Source organism: Streptomyces sp. NPDC050263 (genome assembly GCF_040655955.1).
Taxonomy (GTDB): domain Bacteria; phylum Actinomycetota; class Actinomycetes; order Streptomycetales; family Streptomycetaceae; genus Streptomyces.
The window spans coordinates 82,277-99,933 of the sequence record NZ_JBFAKW010000002.1; the positions used below are offsets into that span (position 1 = coordinate 82,277).

The window sequence follows — 17,657 nt, forward strand, 5'->3', positions numbered from 1 at the left end:
TGGGAAACACCGGGGTGTGCCTCTGATAATGCAGCCATGGATCAGGGGATTGCCGCGGTCCTCGCCGGTGTGGCGGGTCTTGCCGGAGCCGGCATCGGCGGCCTGGCCACGGCCTACGGGGCCCGCATCGGGGCTCAGAAGTCGATGGAAGCCGTGCAGGTGCAGGTGCGCAAGCAGTCCGAGGCGGAGCACCTGCACTGGGCCCGGGAACAGCGCAGGCAGACGTGCATCGCCCTCACCGACACGTTCGGCTTGTTCGCAAGGTCGGTCGTCTCCTGCAATGCGTTCATCTACGACAGACGGCCTCTCCCTCTGGAGGAGATCGACAGGATCACAGCCGAAGCGCAGTCACTGGTCATCCAGAGGGGACACGTCGAGCTGTGGGGTCCGCTGCCGCTCACCGAGGCGGCCACCGCCCTCACCGACGCGGCGGAGGAGCTGCGTCGCTCGACTCAGCAGTGGCCGGCCGTCCTCGACCGCAACCATCAGAGCGAGATGACCCGATACATCCGTGAGCATCGCAGCAGGGTGCGCCCCCTCAAGGACTTGAGGGTGAGGTTCACGAGCGTCGCCCACCGCATCCTCACCGAGCCGGCCTGAGCAGGAACCGCATGCCCTGGCGGTCGCGGCTGCGGCTGGCTAGCTTCTTCGGCATGACTGAGGGAGAGGCGGCTCTCATCGCCGCGGGGGTATCTCTGATCGTCGGGGTCGTCACCGTCGCGACATCGGTTCTCGTCGCCCGCATACAGGCGCGGCAGGCCATCGAGCTCAAGCGCGAGGATCTGCGGACCGAGTACATGGCGGAGGCGGCGATCCGGCGGCTCCTCCAGCACACCCGGTTCAGGAAGCGGTCGTTCGGAGCGATCAAGGAACGGATCGGCGACGGGTTCGACGACACGGAACTGCGCAAGCTGCTCGTTCGCGCGGGCGCGGTGCGGCTCCCGGACCCGAGGCGGGAGGGCAGGGAGCTCTGGGGGCTCGTCGAGCGCAATGAGGACGAGCTCAACTGACGGACGAGCTCGGCTGACGGACGAGCTCGGCTGACGGACGAGCTCGGCTGACCGGCCCGCGAAGGCCGGTACCGGGACGGCGATCCTGGTCGATGACCGATGTTCGCGTATGTGACTGGATACGCGGGTCTAACGATTCAGGAAACTCCTGCCTCAATCGCCGCCCCTTGCCCTTACTGTGAGCCTGAGCAGAGCTTTCTGAACGCGTTCAGAAATGCCCGGATCCGCTCAGGGCGGGGAGGGCGACAACGGGGAGGGTGCACAGCATGCGCAAGGGGGCCAAGGCAGTCATAGTCGGCTCGGTCTTCACCGTGATGGTGGGCGGAGCCGGGTACGGCGCCTTCAACATCGTCAACGCGCTGAACGGGAGCGGCGGAGGCGGCGGCACGGCCGGATCGAGCGAGCCGGCGGTCGTGAAGACCGGGCCGCCGAGCGGTTCCGAGGTCAAGGACACCAGCACCAAGTTCTTCGCCGCCTGGGAGAAGGGGCAGGCCGCGGCGGCCGCCCAGCTCACCGACAACGCGGCGAAGGCCGAACCGCTGCTGACCTCGTACGGCGAGGCCGCGCACATCACCGGAGTGAAGATCACACCGGGCGCGGCCGTCGGCGACAGCGTGCCGTTCAGCGTGCGGGCGACGGTGTCCTACGGGGGGAAGTCCAAACCGCTCGCCTACAAGAGCGAGTTGACGGTCGTACGGGGCGTCACCACCGGGAAGGCGCTGGTGGACTGGGAGCCGTCGGTCGTCCATCCCGAGCTGAAGAGCATGGACGACACCCTGGTGACGGGCGCGTCGTCGGCGCCGCCGATCGAGGCCGTGGACCGGGACGGCAACGTGCTGACGAAGGAGAAGTACCCCTCCCTGGGGCCGATCCTGGACCAGCTGCGCGCCAAGTACGGCGACAAGGCGGGCGGCACGGCCGGCGTCGAGCTGGCGATCAGACACGCCACCCCGGACACCGCCGACACCCCGCTGCTGACCCTCGCCGAGGGCAAGGCGGGCAAGCTGCCCACCACTCTCAGCGCGGGCGTGCAGGCGGCCGCGGAGAAGGCCGTGACGAAGTACGCCCAGTCGTCGGTGGTGGCCGTCAAGCCGAGCACCGGCGAGGTCCTCGCGGTCGCCAACAACCGGACGGACGGCTTCAACGCCGCGTTCCTGGGCGAGGTCGCGCCCGGCTCCACCATGAAGATCATCAGCTCGGCCACCCTCATCGACAACGGGCTCACCACCGCGAGCGGACCGGCGCCGTGTCCGTCGTCGGCCGTGTCGGAGAGTCAGACCTTCCAGAACATCAAGGGCATGAAGCCGAACGAGAACGCGACGCTCTCCGAGAGCTTCGCCCGCTCCTGCAACACCGCGTTCGTGAAGTTCGCGGACGAGGTGAAGGTCGACTCGCTGACGAACGAGGCCCGCGACCGCTTCGGGATCGGCCTCGACTGGCAGACCGGCATCCCGTCCTTCGACGGCTCCGTCCCGGCCGCCGGCGGCCCGGACACCGCGGCCGGCCTGATCGGTCAGGGCAAGGTCCAGATGAACCCGCTGAACATGGCCTCGGTCACGGCGACCGCGATGACGGGCGCCTTCCGGCAGCCGGTGATCGTGCCGCTCAGCCTCGACGACCGCACCCCGGCCAAGGCGAGCGGACTTTCGTCGGGCACCGTGCAGCAGCTGCGCTCGATGATGAACCGGACCGCGACGAGCGGCACCGCCGCCGAGGTGATGGCCGGGCTGAAAGGCCGGATCGGCGCGAAGACCGGCTCCGCCGAGGTCGACGGGAAGGCCACGTCCGACAGTTGGTTCACCGGGTACCGCAACGACATCGCCGCGGCCGCGATGACCCAGGGCGGCGGCCACGGCGTCGACGCGTCCGGCCCGATCGTGGCGCAGGTGCTGCGCGCGGGGTGACCCGGAGCCGGGGGTGGCCTGAACCGAACATGGGTGGCTGACGTCACACGTGACGTCACCCCCACAGGACGGGACTCTAGGGTGGTAGCCGTCGTTGGGGTCAGTGAGGGCAACGAGGGCAGCGGGGCTGGGGGGAAAGCCCCTGGGGATCCGGAGGATCTGGCAGTGGGCAAGAGAAGGCGTGTCGAAGAGCAGCGCAGGAAGCGGCGTCCCGCCGTGGCCGGCGGCATGATCGCCGTCGTGGTCGGCGGGGCCGGGTTCGGCGTCTACGCGCTGTACGCGGGCGGCGCGGCGGCCGACGAGGGCTCGGCCGTGGCGGCCAACGGCAGCCAGGTGCCGAGGGTCCGGGCCGACGCGCCGTCGGCGGCCGAGGCGAAGTCCGCCGCCGCGCAGTTCCTGACGGCGTGGCAGCAGGGCAAGGTGACCCAGGCGGCCGCCGCCACGGACGACACCACGGCCGCCACCGCCCTGCTGACCGGCTACACCAAGGACGCCCACATCACCGGCGTCACCCTCACCGCGGGCAAGGCCACCGGCGCCAAGATCCCGTTCTCCGTGAAGGGCACGGTCAAGTACAAGGACGTCAGCAAGCCGCTGGCGTACTCCAGCGCCCTGACCGTCGTCCGCAACGCCAAGAACGGCAAGGCGCAGGTCGACTGGCACGCGTCGGTCGTCCACCCGGACCTCCAGGACGGCGACACGCTCGTCACCGGCGAGGCCGGCACCCCGCCGGTCAAGGCCGTGGACCGGGACGGCGGGGAGCTGACGACCGCCGAGTACCCCTCGCTGGGCACGGTGCTGGACGGGCTGCGGGAGAAGTACGGCAAGAAGGCCGGCGGCAAGGCGGGCGTGGAGCTCCAGGTCGTGCGCGGCAAGGCGGCCAAGGCGAAGAAGGCCTCCGACAAGACGCTGCTGGAGCTCAGCAAGGGCACGCCGGGCACGGTGAAGACCACGCTGAGCCCGACCCTCCAGGCGGCGGCCGAACGGCAGGTGGCGGCCACCGCGCGCTCGTCGGTCGTCGTGCTGCGGCCCTCCACGGGCGAGATCCTCGCGGTGGCCAACGCGGGCAAGGGCTTCAACACCGCGTTCAACGGCTCGCTCGCGCCCGGCTCCACGATGAAGGTCATCACGTCGTCGCTGCTCATCGAGAAGGACCTGGCGTCGGCGGACAAGGTGCACCCCTGCCCGAAGACGTTCACCTACGGCGGCTGGAAGTTCCACAACGACGACGACTTCCAGATCGACGGCGGCACCTTCAAGGCGAGCTTCGCGCGCTCCTGCAACACCGCCTTCATCAGCCAGGCCCCCGAGCTGAGCAACGACAGCCTGACCAAGCAGGCGCAGCAGGTGTTCGGCCTGTCCATGAACAACTGGGCCATCGGCGTGCCGTCCTTCGACGGTTCGGTGCCGGTGCAGTCGGCGGCCCAGATGGCGGCCTCGCTGATCGGCCAGGGCGGGGTCCGGATGAACCCGCTGAACATGGCGTCGGTCGCCGCCACGGTCAAGTCGGGTTCCTTCCACCAGCCGTACCTGGTCGCTCCGTCGATGGACGGCCGCACGCTGGCGACGGCCTCGCGCACGATGTCGTCGTCGACGCTGTCGCAGCTGCGGGAGCTGATGAACTACACGGCCGCGGCCGGCACCGCCGCCGATGCGATGTCCGGTCTGGGCCCCGACTACGGCGCGAAGACGGGCTCGGCGGAGGTCGACAACCAGGACAAGCCCAACGGCTGGTTCACCGCCTACCGCGGCGACCTGGCGGCCGCGGGCGTCGTCCAGGCGGGCGGCCACGGCGGCGACACGGCGGGCCCGATCGTGGCGGCCCTGCTGAAGCTGGGCGGCTGAGCCGCGGCCGTCAGGGGTGACCGGTCAGGGGGTGACCGGTCAGGGGGGTGACCCGCTAGTGGGTCACCGGCTGCGCCGTGGCCAGATAGGTGCGGCGCAGGAACCGCAGCAGCGTCTTGGACTCGAACTGCACGACCGAGACGCCCTGCGAGGAGTGGAACTCGACAACGGCCTGTACGCGCCCCAGCGGCCACACCCGCACCTCGCCGGTGCCGGTCGGGGCGCGCAGGCCCTGTTCGAGGAGGGTGCGGGAGAACGTCCACTCATGGCGGTCGGGCAGTCCGACGCGCACCGCTCGGGGATCGTCCTCCGGGTCGTAGCGCAGGATGACGGGCACTGATTCGCGTTCGTCCTCGGCCTGATCGGCGTCGGTGACGATGTGGGCTCGCGCGTACTGTTCGACTACAGACATCGGCCGACCCTCTCACGCAGCGTTACCTGTGCGGAAGCTGTGCGTCCGCTCCCCTCCCAATGTCCCATATTCTGCGGAATACGCTTCCTCTCGCAGGCGTATCTCACATGTGCGATACGGGAGCGGCGCGGGAGCGGCGCGGGAGCGGCGCGGGAACCGGATGCGAGCAACAAGCTCCTCGCTCTTGCGAACGGTTCGCATTAAGCCACTATCATCGTCGGGTGCACGTACCCGACGGATTCATCAACGCCCCGACCTCCGCCGCCGCCGGAGTCGTCGCCGCCGGCGCCATCGCCGTGGCCCTGCGCGGCGCGCGCCGCGAGCTCGACGAGCGCACGGCGCCGCTGGCCGGCCTCGTCGCGGCGTTCATCTTCGCCGTGCAGATGCTGAACTTCCCCGTCGCCGCGGGCACCAGCGGCCATCTGCTGGGCGGCGCGCTGGCCGCGATACTCGTCGGCCCCTTCACCGCGGTCCTCTGCGTCTCCGTGGTGCTGTTGATGCAGGGCATCCTCTTCGCCGACGGCGGCCTGACCGCGCTCGGCGTGAACATCACCGTCATGGCCTGTGTCACGACGGTCGTCGCGTACACCGTCTTCCGCGGCCTGGTGAAGGTGCTGCCGCGCGCCCGCCGCTCGGTGACCGGGGCCTCCTTCGCCGCCGCGCTCCTGTCCGTCCCGGCCGCGGCTCTCGCCTTCACCTTCATCTACTGGATCGGCGGGACCACCGACATCCCGATCGGCAAGGTCGCCACCGCGATGGTCGGCGTGCATGTGCTGATCGGCATCGGCGAGGCCACGATCACCGCGCTCACCGTGGGCGCCGTCATCGCCGTACGGCCGGATCTCGTCCATGGCGCGCGCGGCCTCACGCAGAAGCTTCGGTTGCGCGTGAACGGCGACCTCGTGGACGCGCCCGCCGCCGAGGAGCCGCGCACGGCGCCCGTGGCGGCGCGCGCCTCCCGGCGCACGCTGTGGGTGACCGGCCTGGTCGCCTCCCTCGTACTGGCCGGCTTCGTCAGCTTCTACGCCTCCGCGAACCCCGACGGCCTGGAGAAGGTCGCCGCCGACAAGGGCATCGACGAGAAGGTCGAGGAGCACGCGGCCGCCGACTCGCCGCTCGCCGACTACGGCGTCAAGGACGTCGACAACGCCCGCCTGTCCGGCGGCCTCGCCGGGATCATCGGCGTCGGTGTGACCGTCGTCGCGGGCACCGGCGTGTTCTGGGCGGTCCGCAGGCGCCGGGCGGACGACGTGTCCCCGGCGAGCACGAGCGTCTGAGATGGGCGCGGGACACGCACACCGGCTCTACCGGCACGGGCACTCGCCCGTGCACGCCCTGCCGCCGCACACCAAGCTCGCCGCCGCCTTCGGCTTCGTGGTCGTCGTGGTGTCGACGCCCCGCGAGGCGATGTGGGCGTTCGGCCTGTACGCCGTCCTGCTGGCGTTCGTCGCGCATCGCGCGCGCGTGCCGGCCGGTTTCCTGCTGAAGCGGCTGCTGATCGAGGTGCCGTTCGTCGCGTTCGCCGTGCTGATGCCGTTCGTGGCGGAGGGCGAGCGGGTGGACGTCCTCGGGCTGTCCCTCAGCGTCAACGGGCTGTGGGGGGCCTGGAACGTCCTCGCGAAGGGCACGCTGGGCGTCGCCGCCTCCGTCCTCCTGGCGTCCACCACGGAGCTGCGGGAACTCCTCCTCGGCCTCCAACGTCTGAAGCTGCCCCCGCTGCTGGTGCAGATCGCGTCCTTCATGATCCGCTACGGCGACGTCATCGCGGACGAGATGCGGCGCATGCGGATCGCGCGGGAGTCGCGCGGCTTCGAGGCGCGGGGCGTTCGGCACTGGGGGGTGCTCGCGAAGTCGGCGGGCGCGCTGTTCATCCGCTCCTACGAACGCGGCGAGCGCGTCCACCTGGCCATGGTCAGCCGCGGGTACGCCGGTTCGATGCCGGTCATCGACGAGGTGACCGCGTCCCGGGCGCAGTGGTCGTACGCGCTGACCCTCCCGTTCGCCGCCGTCGTCGTCTGCGTGTTGGGATGGGCCCTGTGAGTACTGCTTCCCTCGAGGTCTCGGGCCTCGCCTTCGCCTACCCCGACGGCCACCAGGCCCTGTTCGGCGTGGACTTCTCCGTCGCGCGCGGGGAACGCGTCGCGCTGCTCGGGCCGAACGGCGCCGGCAAGACCACCCTCGTGCTGCACCTCAACGGCATCCTGACCGGCGGCGCGGGCACGGTGACGGTGGCCGGTCTGCCCGTCGGCAGGCAGCACATGGCGGAGATCCGGCGGAGGGTCGGCATCGTCTTCCAGGACCCGGACGACCAGCTGTTCATGCCGACCGTCCGCGAGGACGTCGCGTTCGGACCGGCCGCGGCCGGACTGAAGGGCGCGGAGCTCCAGGCGCGGGTCGACCACGCGCTCGCGCAGGTCGGCATGGGCGAGTTCAAGGACCGTCCGCCGCACCACCTCTCCTTCGGCCAGCGGCGGCGCGTGGCCGTCGCGACGGTGCTCGCGATGGAGCCGGAGATCCTCGTCCTGGACGAGCCGTCCTCCAACCTCGACCCCGCCTCGCGCCGCGAACTGGCCGACATCCTGAGGTCGTTGGACGTCACGGTGCTCATGGTCACGCACGACCTGCCCTACGCCCTGGAGCTGTGCCCACGGGCCCTGATCCTGAGCGAGGGCGTGATCGCGGCGGACGGCCGGACCGGCGAGCTGCTCGCCGACGACGCCCTCATGCGCGCCCATCGCCTGGAGCTGCCCTTCGGGTTCGACCCGCGCTCCGCGACAATGGACGCGTGACGAACCAGGCACCCCCCGCCGAGGCGCCCGTCGCCGACGGCTCACTGCGCCTCGACGACCAGCTGTGCTTCGCGCTGTACGCGGCCCAACGCGCCGTGACGGCCGCTTACCGGCCGCTCCTGGACGAGCTGGGCCTCACCTACCCCCAGTACCTCGTGCTGCTGGTCCTGTGGGAGCGCGGCGAGACGACCGTCAAGGAGCTGGCCTCCGCGCTGCGGCTCGACTACGGCACGATGTCGCCGCTGCTGAAGCGGCTGGAGGCGGCGGGTCTGGTGCGCCGGGAGCGCTCGGCGCGGGACGAGCGCACAGTGCTGGTCGCGTGCACCGGGCGCGGCGAGGAACTGAAGGGGCGCGCGGAACGGGTGCCCGCCGGACTGCTCGCGTCGACGGGGCTGGAGATGACGGAGGTCGCGCGGTTGCGCGCGGAGCTGCGGGGGCTCGCGGAGCGGGCGCAGGGCGCGGCGGAACGCGCCCGCTGAGCCACCCCCTGGTACCACCCTCCCGGTGTCCGCGGCCCTCACCTGAAGTTACCCGCGGTTACTACCCCCTGGTAAACAAGCGCCTCCGTACCGGCCGATACCTTGTGCACGATGTAATTCGGGGAAGAACGTGGGGGAGGTACCGCCGTGACCGAAGGCTCCGCCGTCGATGCTGCCGTCGAGGCCGTCGACACCCGTCCGACGAAGATCATGTACGTCGCCGAGGCGACCGCGCACGGAGGTCGCGACGGATATGTGACCAGCCAGGACGGCCAGATCGAGCTGAAGGTGGCGATGCCGCCGCAACTGGGCGGCGACGGCAACGGCACCAACCCCGAGCAGCTCTTCGCGGCCGGCTACAGCTCCTGCTTCCACAACGCGCTGATCCTCGTCGGCAACCGGGCCGGCTTCGACCTGACCGGGTCGACGGTGGCGGCGAAGGTCGGCATCGGCCCGAACACGACCAAGGGATACGGCCTGGCGGTCGCCCTCAGCGTCTCGCTCCCGGTCCTGGACCCCCAGATCGCGGCGAAGCTGGTGGACGCGGCCCACCAGGTCTGCCCGTACTCGAACGCCACCCGCGGGAACATTGACGTAACGATCCTGCTTGGCTGAAGGGGAGCCCGGCGGCGAGACGAGGAGTGCGGACGTGAACGTGAACGGCGTGGTGGCCGAGGGCTTCGAGCCGGTCCGGGAGGCGTTCGCGGCGAACTTCGAGACGCTCGGGGACCGGGGCGCGGCGGTGGCCGTCTACCGGGACGGGCACAAGGTCGTCGACCTGTGGGCCGGCACGAAGGACGTCGACGGCACGGCCCCCTGGGAGCGCGGCACCGCGCAGATCGTGCGCTCGGCGACCAAGGGCGTCGCCGCCGCCGTCCTCCTGCTGCTGCACCAGCGCGGTGAGCTGGATCTGGACGCGCCCGTCGGAAGGTACTGGCCGGAGTACAAGACCGCGGGCAAGGAGCGGACGCTCGTGCGGCACGTTCTCGCGCACCGCGCGGGCGTGCCCGTGCTGGACCGCCCGCTGACCCCCGCCGAGGCCGCCGACCCCGAACTCGGCGCGGCGGCGGTGGCCGCGCAGCCGCCGGCCTGGGAGCCCGGGACGGACCACGGGTACCACGCGCAGACCTACAGCTGGCTGACCGGCGAGCTGGTGCGCCGGATCACCGGGCGGCCCATCGGGGAGTGGATCGCGCAGGAGGTGGCCGGCCCGGTGCGCGCGGACCTCTGGCTCGGGCTGCCCGCGGCGGCCGCCGCGCGCGTGGGACGGGTGGGACACGTGGACGCGCCCGTCCGGGCCGGGGCCCTGCGGACCCGGCCCAAGCAGGCCGTCGCCGACGCCTACGCCGACCCCGCCTCCCTCACCCGCCGCGCCTTCGCCGCGATCACCCCGCTCCCCGACGAGAACGACCCGGCCTACCGCGCCGCCGCCCTGCCCGCGTCCAACGGCATCGCCACCGCCGACGGCCTGGCCCGCTTCTACGCGTCGCTGATCGGCGAGGTGGAGGGCGGCGGGGTACGGCTGTTCCGGCCGGAGACGGTGGAACTCGCGCGCGGGGAACAGTCGTCCGGCCCGGACCGGGTGCTCGTGGTGAACACCCGGTTCGGCCTCGGCCACATGCTGCACGGCGCCGCGTCCCCGCTGCTGTCCCCCGGCGCCTTCGGCCACCCGGGCCGCGGCGGCGCCCTCGGCCTGGCCGACCCGGAGTCCGGGATCGCGTTCGGCTATGTGACGAACGGCTTCAGGACGAGCGTGACGGCGGACCCGAGGGCGCAGGCGCTGCTGAGAGCGGTAGGGACGGCGGCGGCAGCGGCCCGCTGACGCTCCCCCGCCTCATACGTTGATCGAGTGGGACGTCCGTCCCGACGCGCCGTCGATCTCCATGTGGGCCTTGGTGAGCAGCTGCATGGCGATCTCGTTGAGGGCGCGGGCGCCGGCGATCTCCTCGCCGACCCGGGGCTGGTTGTCGTCCACGTTGTGCCGACTGGCGTGCCCCTGGGACCGGACCTCGGTCCCGTCGGGCAGCCGTACCAGCGCGGCCGCGCGCGTGTGCCGTTCATCCTCCTCGAACTCCAGCTCGACATGCCATCCGACAGTGGTGTGCATCATGACGATCGCCTCCGGAACTCCTGTGTCTCCAGGGTGCTCCTCCGCGCGGTCGCCCGCAGTTCAGGACGGGGGCGGGTCAACCCGTGTGCAGCATCAGCCCGATCCCGACGACGACAAGACCCGCGGCGACGAGCCGGGGCGCACCGAACCGTTCCTTGAAGAACAGGGCGCCGATGGCCGCGCCGACGATGATCGACGATTCGCGCAACGCCGCGATCGGCGCCAGTTCGGCGCGGGTCTGGGCCCACAGGACGAGGGCGTACGCGAGGACGGACAGGGCGGCCCCGAGAAGGCCGACGGCGGCGAAGGGGCGCAGGAGGGCGACGGTCCGGCCGCGCCAGCGGTGGACGGCGTAGGCCGGGACGACGAAGCCCTGCACCGCCATCAGCCAGGCGATGTACCCCAGGGAGGACCCCGAGGCGCGGACGCCCAGGCCGTCGACGACGGTGTACGAGGCGATGGTCAGACCGGTCGCCAGCGCGGCCCCGATCGCCGCCCAGTCGGGCCGCCGGCCGCGCAGACCCCACAGGGCGACGCCGGTCAGCCCCGCGCAGGACACGGCGATGCCGGCCGCCGCCCAGCCGTCGGGCACCTCGTGCGCGAAGACGGCGGCCAGGACGGTGACGACGAGAGGCGCGGAGCCGCGCGCGATCGGGTACGCCTGCCCGAAGTCGCCGAGCCGGAACGACCGCATGAGCAGGGCGTAGTAGGCGATGTGGATGAGCGAGGAGAGGAGCAGGTACGGCCAGGCGGCCGCCGCCGGGAACGCCGTGAACGGCGCGAGCGCGAGCCCGATGAGCATGCCGCCGCCCGCGATCAGCGTGAACCCGACGAGTTTGTCGGTGATCCGGTGGGCGATGGCGTTCCAGCCTGCGTGGGTGACCGCGGCGACCAGGACGGCCGTGGTGACCAGCGGGGTCACGCGGTGCGCTCGCGGACGTCCACGAGGGTGGCGTCGGCGTGCGCGACGAGATCCGCCGGGGCCATCGGGAACACGGTGTGCGGGGTGCCCGCGGCGGCCCATACGACGTCATGGGCGAGGAGGCTGCGGTCGGCCAGCACCTTCGTGCGGGTGCGGTGCCCGAAGGGCGGGACGCCGCCGATCGCGTAGCCGGTCGTCTCGCGTACGACGTCGGCGGCGGCCCTGGTGACCTTCGCGGCGCCGAGTTCCCCGCGCACCAGCTCCACGTCGACCCGGGAGGCCCCGTCCATCAGCACCAGCACCGGCACGCCGTCCGCCGCGAAGATCAGCGACTTGCAGATCTGACTCAGCTCGCACCCGATCGCCGCGGCCGCCTCGGCGGCGGTCCGGGTCGCCTCGGGGAAGCTGCGCGTCGGAAGGCCGGCCAGGCCGAGGGTGCGGAGGGCTTCGGCGAAACGGGGGTGCGCGGCAGACGTCGTCATGCGGGCACGCTAACGGCCGGCGCAGGGGGCAGGCGAGCGGATTGCGCGCGCGACGAAGTGCCGTCAGGCGTCGAAGCTGTGGCGTGAGGCCTCGATGTGGCCGAGGTGGCGGTGGGTCCATTCGCACATCGCGTCGACCGTCGCGCGCAGGCCCCGGCCCGCCGCGGTGAGGGTGTACTCGACGCGCGGTGGCACGGTGGGGTGCACGGTCCGCTCGACGAGGCCGTTGCGCTCCAGCATGCGGAGGTTCTGGGTGAGCATCTTGTGGCTGATGCCCTCGACCTCGTCCCGCAACTCGCTGAAGCGGAGGGTGCGTTCGCCGAGGCCCTCGATGATCAGGAGCGCCCACTTGTTGGCGACGTCCGAGAAGATCTCGCGCGCGAGGGAGTCGGCGCGCCTGAGATCCGCCATTTCCTCGGGCGTGCCCTTGAACTGCTTGGTCACCATCAGGTTCCCCAGTCACCGAAAAGTGCGTTCTTCCATGTCAGCAGCCACTCTCTTACGGTTCCCCAGTAACCACAAGAGAGCACGGAAGCAGGCGACGTCATGCCCATCACCCTGATCAACCCCGCCGGACTGCCGAAGATCGACGTCTACCGGCAGGTGTCGGTCGCGTCCGGTTCGAAGCTGGTCTTCGTCGCCGGACAGGTCTCCGGGGACGCCGACGGAGTCACGGTCGGCGAAGGCGATCTCGCGGCGCAGGTCGAGCAGTGCTACCTCAACGTCGGGACGGCCCTGGCGGCGGCCGGCGCCTCCTTCGACGACGTGGCGAAGCTGACCGTCCACGTCGTCGACTGGACGCCCGACAAGATGCCCCTGCTCCTGGAGGGGCTCAGCCGTGCGAAGGCGAAGCTGGGGGTGACCTCGGTCCCGCCGGCCACGCTGTTGGGCGTCGCGGCGCTGGACGTCCCTGACCACCTGGTCGAGATCGAGGCGACGGCCGTCGTCGACTGAGCGCCGTCGGTCAGCTGCGCCAGGTGCTGGAGTACTGGATGTGCAGACGGGCGGGTACGTGGCGGCGGGCGTAGGCGTGCGGCCAGGGCCCGGCGCCGAGCTCGACGCAGAAGTGCCCGGCACCGGCGCCGGGGTGGCGGTGCGAGTAGGACGGGGCCTCCTCGACGAGACCGCGCAGCGCGGTGCCGTGTTCCCGGAACGCGGTGGAACTGCCCACGACGAAGAGGGTGTGCGCGGCGATGTCGAAATCGAGGTGGTCGCGGTACTCGCGGTGGTGACGCCTGCCGTGGTCGATGGCCGTCTCGTCGGGGAAGTCCTGGTCAGGGGTGGTCGCGGTATGGGGCTTGCCCACACCGAGGCGCGCCCTGAGCTGCTTCCACGACGCGGCCGGGAACTGCAGGCTGTGATGGACCAGGACCACATCCAGCGAAACCGGCTCGCCCTCGCCGACGACGCCCTCGGGGACCGGGTTGGCCCGGATCGGCAGATAGACCAGCGACCGGGCGGACCGGGCGGCCAGCGCCCACAGCGCGACGAGCTGGGCCGCGCCGTCCCGGTCTGCGTACATCGACAGCCAGTGCCGGTCGTCGCGCAGCGCAAGCCGTCCGGGGGCCGGGTCCGCGCGGATCACCCGGAACTCGTCGCCGCCCAGCCGTACGTGGTGTATCCGTACCCGAGTGCTCATCGGACCCAAGGATACGAAGATCCCTTGGATTCGAGATCGGGCGGCCGTCGAAGACCGCCACCCCCACCGACGCCCGGGACATGGACGAGCGGCGCGCCCGACCCGGAAGGAAGGGTCGGACGCGCCGTCGGCTGTGCGGGTTCGTCAGTGGCGGTCCCCGCCGTGCTGACGGTCCCCGCCGTGGTGACGGTCGTGGCCCCAGGACTTCTCGTCGACGAAGCGGTCGCGGTCGTTGCGCAGGGTGGCGGTGTCGGCGCGGTTGCCCCACACCTCACGTCGACGGTCCTGGAACAGGTCGCTGCGGGTGTCGCGGCCCTCACCGGTGTGGATGCGGACGGTCGCGCGGGGGGCCAGGCGGTAGCGGCGGAACGTGTAGGTGTCGCCGCTCTCGTCCGAGAGGGTCCACCCGTGCAGGTTGATCTCGTGGCGGGTGGTGTTGGTCAGCTCCACCCACTCCTTGTTCAGGGAGCGGCCGGAGCGGTCGTCTCGGCCCGGTGCGTCGTACTGCACGGCGCTGATCTCCACCTTCGGCCGGTCCTGACGCGGGTGGTCGGCGGCGGAGGCCGGCAGCGCCACCGTCCCGACCACGGCTGCGGCGAGCGCGGCGGCGGCGAGACAGCGAGCGGAAACAGAAGCGGACACAAGGTCTCCTAGCTTGGTGCGGGTTTTGCGGCCCAACCGGCCGCACGGCCAACACTTGACCACCGACCACGCACCAAGCGCCCCATTGGCACCGCTCGTTACAAACCGCCCACATTTCGGTGACAGTAGCCTTCAATGTCCATGTATGTAACGAACGCTCCGAACCATTGCCTGACCGGCCCGCACGGCTCCGGCCGGGACCGCGCCTCACCCGAAAGTGGGTCACAGAGCGGATCACAAAGAAGAAGCCGGTGAGGGCGCCCCGTCCCCACGGAGCCCTCACCGGCGGTCTTTCGGTCGGGACGGGGCGTCAGACGCGCACCAGTTCCCGGTCCTCGTCCGGATCCGTGCGCCGGGCCTCGGCGGGCGCGCGCAGACCCTCGCCCTCGACGTCCACGTTGGGCAGGACGCGGTCCAGCCACTTCGGGATCCACCAGGCCTTCTTGCCCAGCAGGGCGAGGACGGCCGGCACGATCGCCATGCGCACGATGAACGCGTCGAAGAAGACGGCGATCGCGAGGCCGAAGCCGATCATCTTGATGATCGACTCGGTGGAGCCGATGAAGCCGGCGAAGACGGCCATCATGATGACCGCGGCGGCGGCGACCACCCGGGCGCTGTGCCGGAAGCCGGTCACCACGGCCTGGCTCGGGCTCTCACCGTGGACGTACGCCTCGCGCATCCGGGTCACGAGGAACACCTCGTAGTCCATCGCCAGGCCGAAGACCACGCCGACCATGAAGATCGGCATCATCGACATGATCGGGCCGGTCTCCTCGACGCCGATGAGACCGCCCAGCCAGCCCCACTGGAAGACCGCGACGACGGCACCGAGCGCTGCCAGCACGCTGAGCAGGAAGCCGAGGGCCGCCTTCAGCGGGACCAGGATCGAGCGGAAGACCACGATGAGGAGGAGGAAGGCGAGGCCCACGACCAGGCCCAGGTACGGGATCAGCGCGTCGTTGAGCTTCTGCGAGAAGTCGATGTTCATCGCCGTGGTGCCGGTGACCAGCACCTTCGCGTCCGTGTCGGCGCTCACGCCGACGCCTGCGGCGCGGATGGCGTGCACGACGTCCTCGGTCTGCGTCGAGGACGGCTTCGACTCCGGGATGACGGTGATCATCGCGGTGTCGCCGGCCTTGTTGAACGTCGGCGGGGTCACCGTGACGACGTCCTTGAGGCCCTTGACCTCGTCGGTCACCGCGGTGGCGGCGGCCTGCGGGTCGGCGCTGCCCTTGGCGTCGACGACGAGCATCAGGGGGCCGTTGAAGCCGGGCCCGAAGCCCTCCGACAGCAGGTCGTAGGCCCTGCGCTGGGTGGTGGACGTGGGCTGCGAGCCCTCGTCGGGCAGGCCGAGTTCGAGTTGGGTGGCGGGCAGGGCCATCGCGCCGAGGCCGACCACGCCGAGCAGCAGCACGGCGACCGGGCGACGGACGACGAAGCTCGCCCAGCGGCTGCCCACGTTGGGCCGGTCGGCGACGGAGCCGTCCGTTGCGGCCTTGGCGGACCCGGCCTGCTTCGCCTTGCGGCCGCCGAGCAACTTGCCCTTCTCACCGGCCGGCTTGACCTTGCGGCCCGCGTAGCCGAGCAGCGCCGGGACCATGGTGAGGGCGATGAGGACGGCGATGACGACCGTGCCGGCCGCCGCGAGACCCATCTTGGTCAGCATCGGGACGTTGACGACCGCGAGTCCGCCCAGCGCGATCACGACCGTGAGGCCCGCGAAGACCACCGCGGAGCCGGCGGTGCCGACGGCCCGGCCGACCGCTTCCTCGCGGTCGCGGCCCTCGGCCAGTTCGTAGCGGTAGCGGGAGACGATGAACAGCGCGTAGTCGATGCCGACCGCGAGGCCGATCATCAGGGCCAGCGTGGCGGTGGAGTCGCCGAGGTCGAACGCGCTGGCGAGGGAGGTGATGGTGGCGCCGCCGATGCCGACGCCGATGATCGCCGTCAGCAGCGGAAGTCCGGCCGCGACGAGCGAGCCCAGGGTGAGGACGAGGACGATCGCGGCGATGACGAGGCCGATGATCTCGCCGATGGCTTCCTGTCCGGGCTGGGCCTGCAGCGCGTCACCGCCCATCTCGACGGTCAGCCCGGCGTCCTCGGCCTTGTCCCCGGCGGCTTCCAGGGCCTCCCGGGTGGAGTCCTGGATCTCGACCGCGGAGACGTCGTACTTCACCGACGTGTAGGCGATCGTCCCGTCCTTGCTCACGGCGTTCGACGTGAACGGGTCGGTGGCGGAGACGACCTCGGAGCCGTCGCCCAGGTCCTTGACGGTCTTCTCGACGATCGCCTTGTTGGCGGCGTCGGTCACCTTCTGACCGTCGGGCGCCTTGAAGACGACGCGCGCGGTGGCGCCGTCGGCGCTGCCGCCCGGGAACCGCTGTTCGAGCAGGTCGAAGGCCTTCTGGGCCTCGACGCCCGGGATGGAGAAGGAGGAGGTGCCGGCGGCGGGCGCGGAGGCGGCGCCCACCCCGGCAAGGGTCAGCAGCGCCACCCATATCAGGGCGGCGAAGTGTCGTCGGCGAAAGGCGAGCCGGCCGAGCTTGTAGAGAAACGTGGCCACGGAGGCGTACTCCCGGTCAGGTCGTGTGTGTGCAGGGCAGGTTGACCAACCCGTGGGGAGAGCAGGGGTGATCGGCCCGACGACGCGAGCGGTGACGTCAGGAGGGGCGGACCGTGGGGACGGTCAGGTGGTGGGTGTGGTGGTGCGTGCGCAGAGGGCGGGGAGCACCACTGCGTCGATGTACGAAAGGAGGAACGCCTGGGTCGGCGGCTGCTCGTCGAGCATGGTGCGGGCGGCGAACGCGCCGATCATCATGTGCGGGACGAACGCGAGCGCCGGGCTGTCCGCGTGGACCTCGCCCCGGTCGACCGCCCGCTGCATGACGCGGCGGAACTCGGCCATCTCCGGCTCGACCAGGTGTTCCTTGAACGCCTTCAGGAGGTCCGGGTTGCCGTGGATCGCCATGGCCAGCCCCCGCATCAGCGCGGAGTTCTGCTCCATCTTGCAGTCGTCCGAAAGCATGGTGAGGGCGTGCAGGTCGCCTCGGATCGACCCGGTGTCGACCAGGTCGGCGGAACCGCCCGGCTTGTCGTGCCGCACCGCCCTCGCCACCAGCTCGGCCTTGCCGCCCCACTGGCGGTAGAGGGTCGCCTTGCTGGATCGCGTGCGAGCGGCGATGGCGTCCATGGTGAGGGCGTCGTAGCCGACTTCGCGGAGCAGTTCGAGCACCGCCTCGTAGAGCTCGGCCTCGCGCTCGGGGGTGATGCGGCTGCGACGCGCCGTTGCGACCTCAGTCATTCCGCTCACCTTCCCGCTCTCGACCGAACCGAACCGAACCGACACGGTTCCGTATCCGTACACGACGAATGTAGCGCACTTCTCTGCGAAACGAAACCGTTTCGTACGTGGCCTTGGTC

General features: G+C 71.1%; 20 protein-coding genes. 11 read left to right on the plus strand and 9 right to left on the minus strand.

The window, feature by feature from the left end; all coding sequences use genetic code 11:
* Nucleotides 1–36: 36 nt before the first annotated feature.
* From AB0J04_RS01245 to AB0J04_RS01260, 4 genes are all read left to right on the plus strand, one after another.
* Complete coding sequence (locus tag AB0J04_RS01245; protein ID WP_363166279.1) at nucleotides 37–600, plus strand: hypothetical protein; 564 nt, start codon at nucleotides 37–39, stop codon at nucleotides 598–600.
* Nucleotides 601–611: 11 nt separating this feature from the next.
* Entirely contained in the window at nucleotides 612–1,010 is a 399-nt protein-coding gene (locus tag AB0J04_RS01250; protein ID WP_363166280.1) for a hypothetical protein, read from the plus strand.
* 266 nt (nucleotides 1,011–1,276) lie between these two features.
* The gene (locus AB0J04_RS01255) at nucleotides 1,277–2,914 is read left to right on the plus strand and encodes a penicillin-binding transpeptidase domain-containing protein (protein WP_363166281.1); all 1,638 of its coding nucleotides are present in this window, start codon (nucleotides 1,277–1,279) and stop codon (nucleotides 2,912–2,914) included.
* 165 nt (nucleotides 2,915–3,079) lie between these two features.
* Nucleotides 3,080–4,759, plus strand: a complete 1,680-nt coding sequence (locus AB0J04_RS01260; protein ID WP_363166282.1) for a penicillin-binding transpeptidase domain-containing protein — start codon at nucleotides 3,080–3,082, stop codon at nucleotides 4,757–4,759.
* 55 nt (nucleotides 4,760–4,814) lie between these two features.
* On the opposite strand, the gene AB0J04_RS01265 is transcribed toward AB0J04_RS01260, so the two are convergent.
* Nucleotides 4,815–5,171 (minus strand): SsgA family sporulation/cell division regulator, encoded by a 357-nt coding sequence (locus tag AB0J04_RS01265; RefSeq protein ID WP_363166283.1) that lies wholly within the window; start codon nucleotides 5,169–5,171, stop codon nucleotides 4,815–4,817.
* A gap of 221 nt (nucleotides 5,172–5,392) precedes the next feature.
* On the opposite strand from AB0J04_RS01265, the gene AB0J04_RS01270 reads away from it, so the two are divergent.
* From AB0J04_RS01270 to AB0J04_RS01295, 6 genes are all read left to right on the plus strand, one after another.
* The gene (locus AB0J04_RS01270) at nucleotides 5,393–6,448 is read left to right on the plus strand and encodes an energy-coupling factor ABC transporter permease (RefSeq protein WP_363166284.1); all 1,056 of its coding nucleotides are present in this window, start codon (nucleotides 5,393–5,395) and stop codon (nucleotides 6,446–6,448) included.
* A gap of 1 nt (nucleotide 6,449) precedes the next feature.
* Nucleotides 6,450–7,211 carry a cobalt ECF transporter T component CbiQ gene (gene cbiQ / locus AB0J04_RS01275; RefSeq protein ID WP_363166285.1) on the plus strand — a complete coding sequence of 254 codons (762 nt, stop codon included), beginning with the start codon at nucleotides 6,450–6,452 and terminating at the stop codon, nucleotides 7,209–7,211.
* Nucleotides 7,199–7,960: an ABC transporter ATP-binding protein gene (locus AB0J04_RS01280; protein WP_363166286.1), complete on the plus strand. Its 762-nt coding sequence runs from the start codon at nucleotides 7,199–7,201 to the stop codon at nucleotides 7,958–7,960. Before cbiQ ends, AB0J04_RS01280 begins: the two co-directional genes overlap by 13 nt.
* Complete coding sequence (locus AB0J04_RS01285) at nucleotides 7,957–8,439, plus strand: MarR family transcriptional regulator (protein WP_363166287.1); 483 nt, start codon at nucleotides 7,957–7,959, stop codon at nucleotides 8,437–8,439. The genes AB0J04_RS01280 and AB0J04_RS01285 overlap by 4 nt, the downstream gene beginning before the upstream one ends.
* Before the next feature lie 210 nt (nucleotides 8,440–8,649).
* Complete coding sequence (locus AB0J04_RS01290; RefSeq protein WP_363166357.1) at nucleotides 8,650–9,054, plus strand: organic hydroperoxide resistance protein; 405 nt, start codon at nucleotides 8,650–8,652, stop codon at nucleotides 9,052–9,054.
* Between the two features lie 34 nt (nucleotides 9,055–9,088).
* Nucleotides 9,089–10,261, plus strand: coding sequence for a serine hydrolase domain-containing protein (locus AB0J04_RS01295; RefSeq protein WP_363166288.1), 1,173 nt, complete (start codon nucleotides 9,089–9,091; stop codon nucleotides 10,259–10,261).
* Between the two features lie 12 nt (nucleotides 10,262–10,273).
* On the opposite strand, the gene AB0J04_RS01300 is transcribed toward AB0J04_RS01295, so the two are convergent.
* From AB0J04_RS01300 to AB0J04_RS01315, 4 genes are all read right to left on the minus strand, one after another.
* Complete coding sequence (locus tag AB0J04_RS01300) at nucleotides 10,274–10,549, minus strand: DUF1876 domain-containing protein (protein ID WP_363166289.1); 276 nt, start codon at nucleotides 10,547–10,549, stop codon at nucleotides 10,274–10,276.
* Nucleotides 10,550–10,625: 76 nt separating this feature from the next.
* A complete protein-coding gene (locus AB0J04_RS01305; RefSeq protein ID WP_363166290.1) occupies nucleotides 10,626–11,471 on the minus strand; it encodes an EamA family transporter in 846 nt (281 codons plus the stop codon).
* On the minus strand, nucleotides 11,468–11,953 hold the full coding sequence (locus AB0J04_RS01310; protein ID WP_363166291.1) for a YbaK/EbsC family protein: 486 nt from the start codon (nucleotides 11,951–11,953) through the stop codon (nucleotides 11,468–11,470). Before AB0J04_RS01310 ends, AB0J04_RS01305 begins: the two co-directional genes overlap by 4 nt.
* A 63-nt stretch (nucleotides 11,954–12,016) precedes the next feature.
* On the minus strand, nucleotides 12,017–12,400 hold the full coding sequence (locus AB0J04_RS01315; RefSeq protein WP_363166292.1) for a helix-turn-helix domain-containing protein: 384 nt from the start codon (nucleotides 12,398–12,400) through the stop codon (nucleotides 12,017–12,019).
* A 99-nt stretch (nucleotides 12,401–12,499) separates the two neighbouring features.
* Here AB0J04_RS01315 and AB0J04_RS01320 point away from each other — a divergent pair, with 99 nt between their 5' ends.
* Nucleotides 12,500–12,907 carry a RidA family protein gene (locus AB0J04_RS01320; protein ID WP_363166293.1) on the plus strand — a complete coding sequence of 136 codons (408 nt, stop codon included), beginning with the start codon at nucleotides 12,500–12,502 and terminating at the stop codon, nucleotides 12,905–12,907.
* Between the two features lie 10 nt (nucleotides 12,908–12,917).
* On the opposite strand, the gene AB0J04_RS01325 is transcribed toward AB0J04_RS01320, so the two are convergent.
* From AB0J04_RS01325 to AB0J04_RS01340, 4 genes are all read right to left on the minus strand, one after another.
* The gene (locus AB0J04_RS01325; protein ID WP_363166294.1) at nucleotides 12,918–13,592 is read right to left on the minus strand and encodes a hypothetical protein; all 675 of its coding nucleotides are present in this window, start codon (nucleotides 13,590–13,592) and stop codon (nucleotides 12,918–12,920) included.
* A gap of 144 nt (nucleotides 13,593–13,736) precedes the next feature.
* A complete protein-coding gene (locus tag AB0J04_RS01330) occupies nucleotides 13,737–14,234 on the minus strand; it encodes a lamin tail domain-containing protein (RefSeq protein ID WP_363166295.1) in 498 nt (165 codons plus the stop codon).
* Between the two features lie 310 nt (nucleotides 14,235–14,544).
* Complete coding sequence (locus AB0J04_RS01335; protein ID WP_363166296.1) at nucleotides 14,545–16,800, minus strand: MMPL family transporter; 2,256 nt, start codon at nucleotides 16,798–16,800, stop codon at nucleotides 14,545–14,547.
* A 123-nt stretch (nucleotides 16,801–16,923) separates the two neighbouring features.
* Nucleotides 16,924–17,538 (minus strand): TetR/AcrR family transcriptional regulator, encoded by a 615-nt coding sequence (locus tag AB0J04_RS01340; protein ID WP_363166297.1) that lies wholly within the window; start codon nucleotides 17,536–17,538, stop codon nucleotides 16,924–16,926.
* Nucleotides 17,539–17,657: the final 119 nt, after the last annotated feature.

What these genes read in the sequence shown, in the direction of transcription:
- cbiQ (WP_363166285.1), top strand. Translation starts at nt 6,450, where the DNA reads ATGGGCGCGGGACACGCACACCGGCTCTACCGGCACGGGCACTCGCCC.
- AB0J04_RS01325 (WP_363166294.1), bottom strand. Translation starts at nt 13,592, where the DNA reads ATGAGCACTCGGGTACGGATACACCACGTACGGCTGGGCGGCGACGAG.
- AB0J04_RS01320 (WP_363166293.1), top strand. Translation starts at nt 12,500, where the DNA reads ATGCCCATCACCCTGATCAACCCCGCCGGACTGCCGAAGATCGACGTC.
- AB0J04_RS01245 (WP_363166279.1), top strand. Translation starts at nt 37, where the DNA reads ATGGATCAGGGGATTGCCGCGGTCCTCGCCGGTGTGGCGGGTCTTGCC.
- AB0J04_RS01255 (WP_363166281.1), top strand. Translation starts at nt 1,277, where the DNA reads ATGCGCAAGGGGGCCAAGGCAGTCATAGTCGGCTCGGTCTTCACCGTG.
- AB0J04_RS01250 (WP_363166280.1), top strand. Translation starts at nt 612, where the DNA reads ATGCCCTGGCGGTCGCGGCTGCGGCTGGCTAGCTTCTTCGGCATGACT.
- AB0J04_RS01310 (WP_363166291.1), bottom strand. Translation starts at nt 11,953, where the DNA reads ATGACGACGTCTGCCGCGCACCCCCGTTTCGCCGAAGCCCTCCGCACC.
- AB0J04_RS01290 (WP_363166357.1), top strand. Translation starts at nt 8,650, where the DNA reads ATGTACGTCGCCGAGGCGACCGCGCACGGAGGTCGCGACGGATATGTG.
- AB0J04_RS01300 (WP_363166289.1), bottom strand. Translation starts at nt 10,549, where the DNA reads ATGATGCACACCACTGTCGGATGGCATGTCGAGCTGGAGTTCGAGGAG.
- AB0J04_RS01280 (WP_363166286.1), top strand. Translation starts at nt 7,199, where the DNA reads ATGGGCCCTGTGAGTACTGCTTCCCTCGAGGTCTCGGGCCTCGCCTTC.
- AB0J04_RS01265 (WP_363166283.1), bottom strand. Translation starts at nt 5,171, where the DNA reads ATGTCTGTAGTCGAACAGTACGCGCGAGCCCACATCGTCACCGACGCC.
- AB0J04_RS01340 (WP_363166297.1), bottom strand. Translation starts at nt 17,538, where the DNA reads ATGACTGAGGTCGCAACGGCGCGTCGCAGCCGCATCACCCCCGAGCGC.
- AB0J04_RS01315 (WP_363166292.1), bottom strand. Translation starts at nt 12,400, where the DNA reads ATGGTGACCAAGCAGTTCAAGGGCACGCCCGAGGAAATGGCGGATCTC.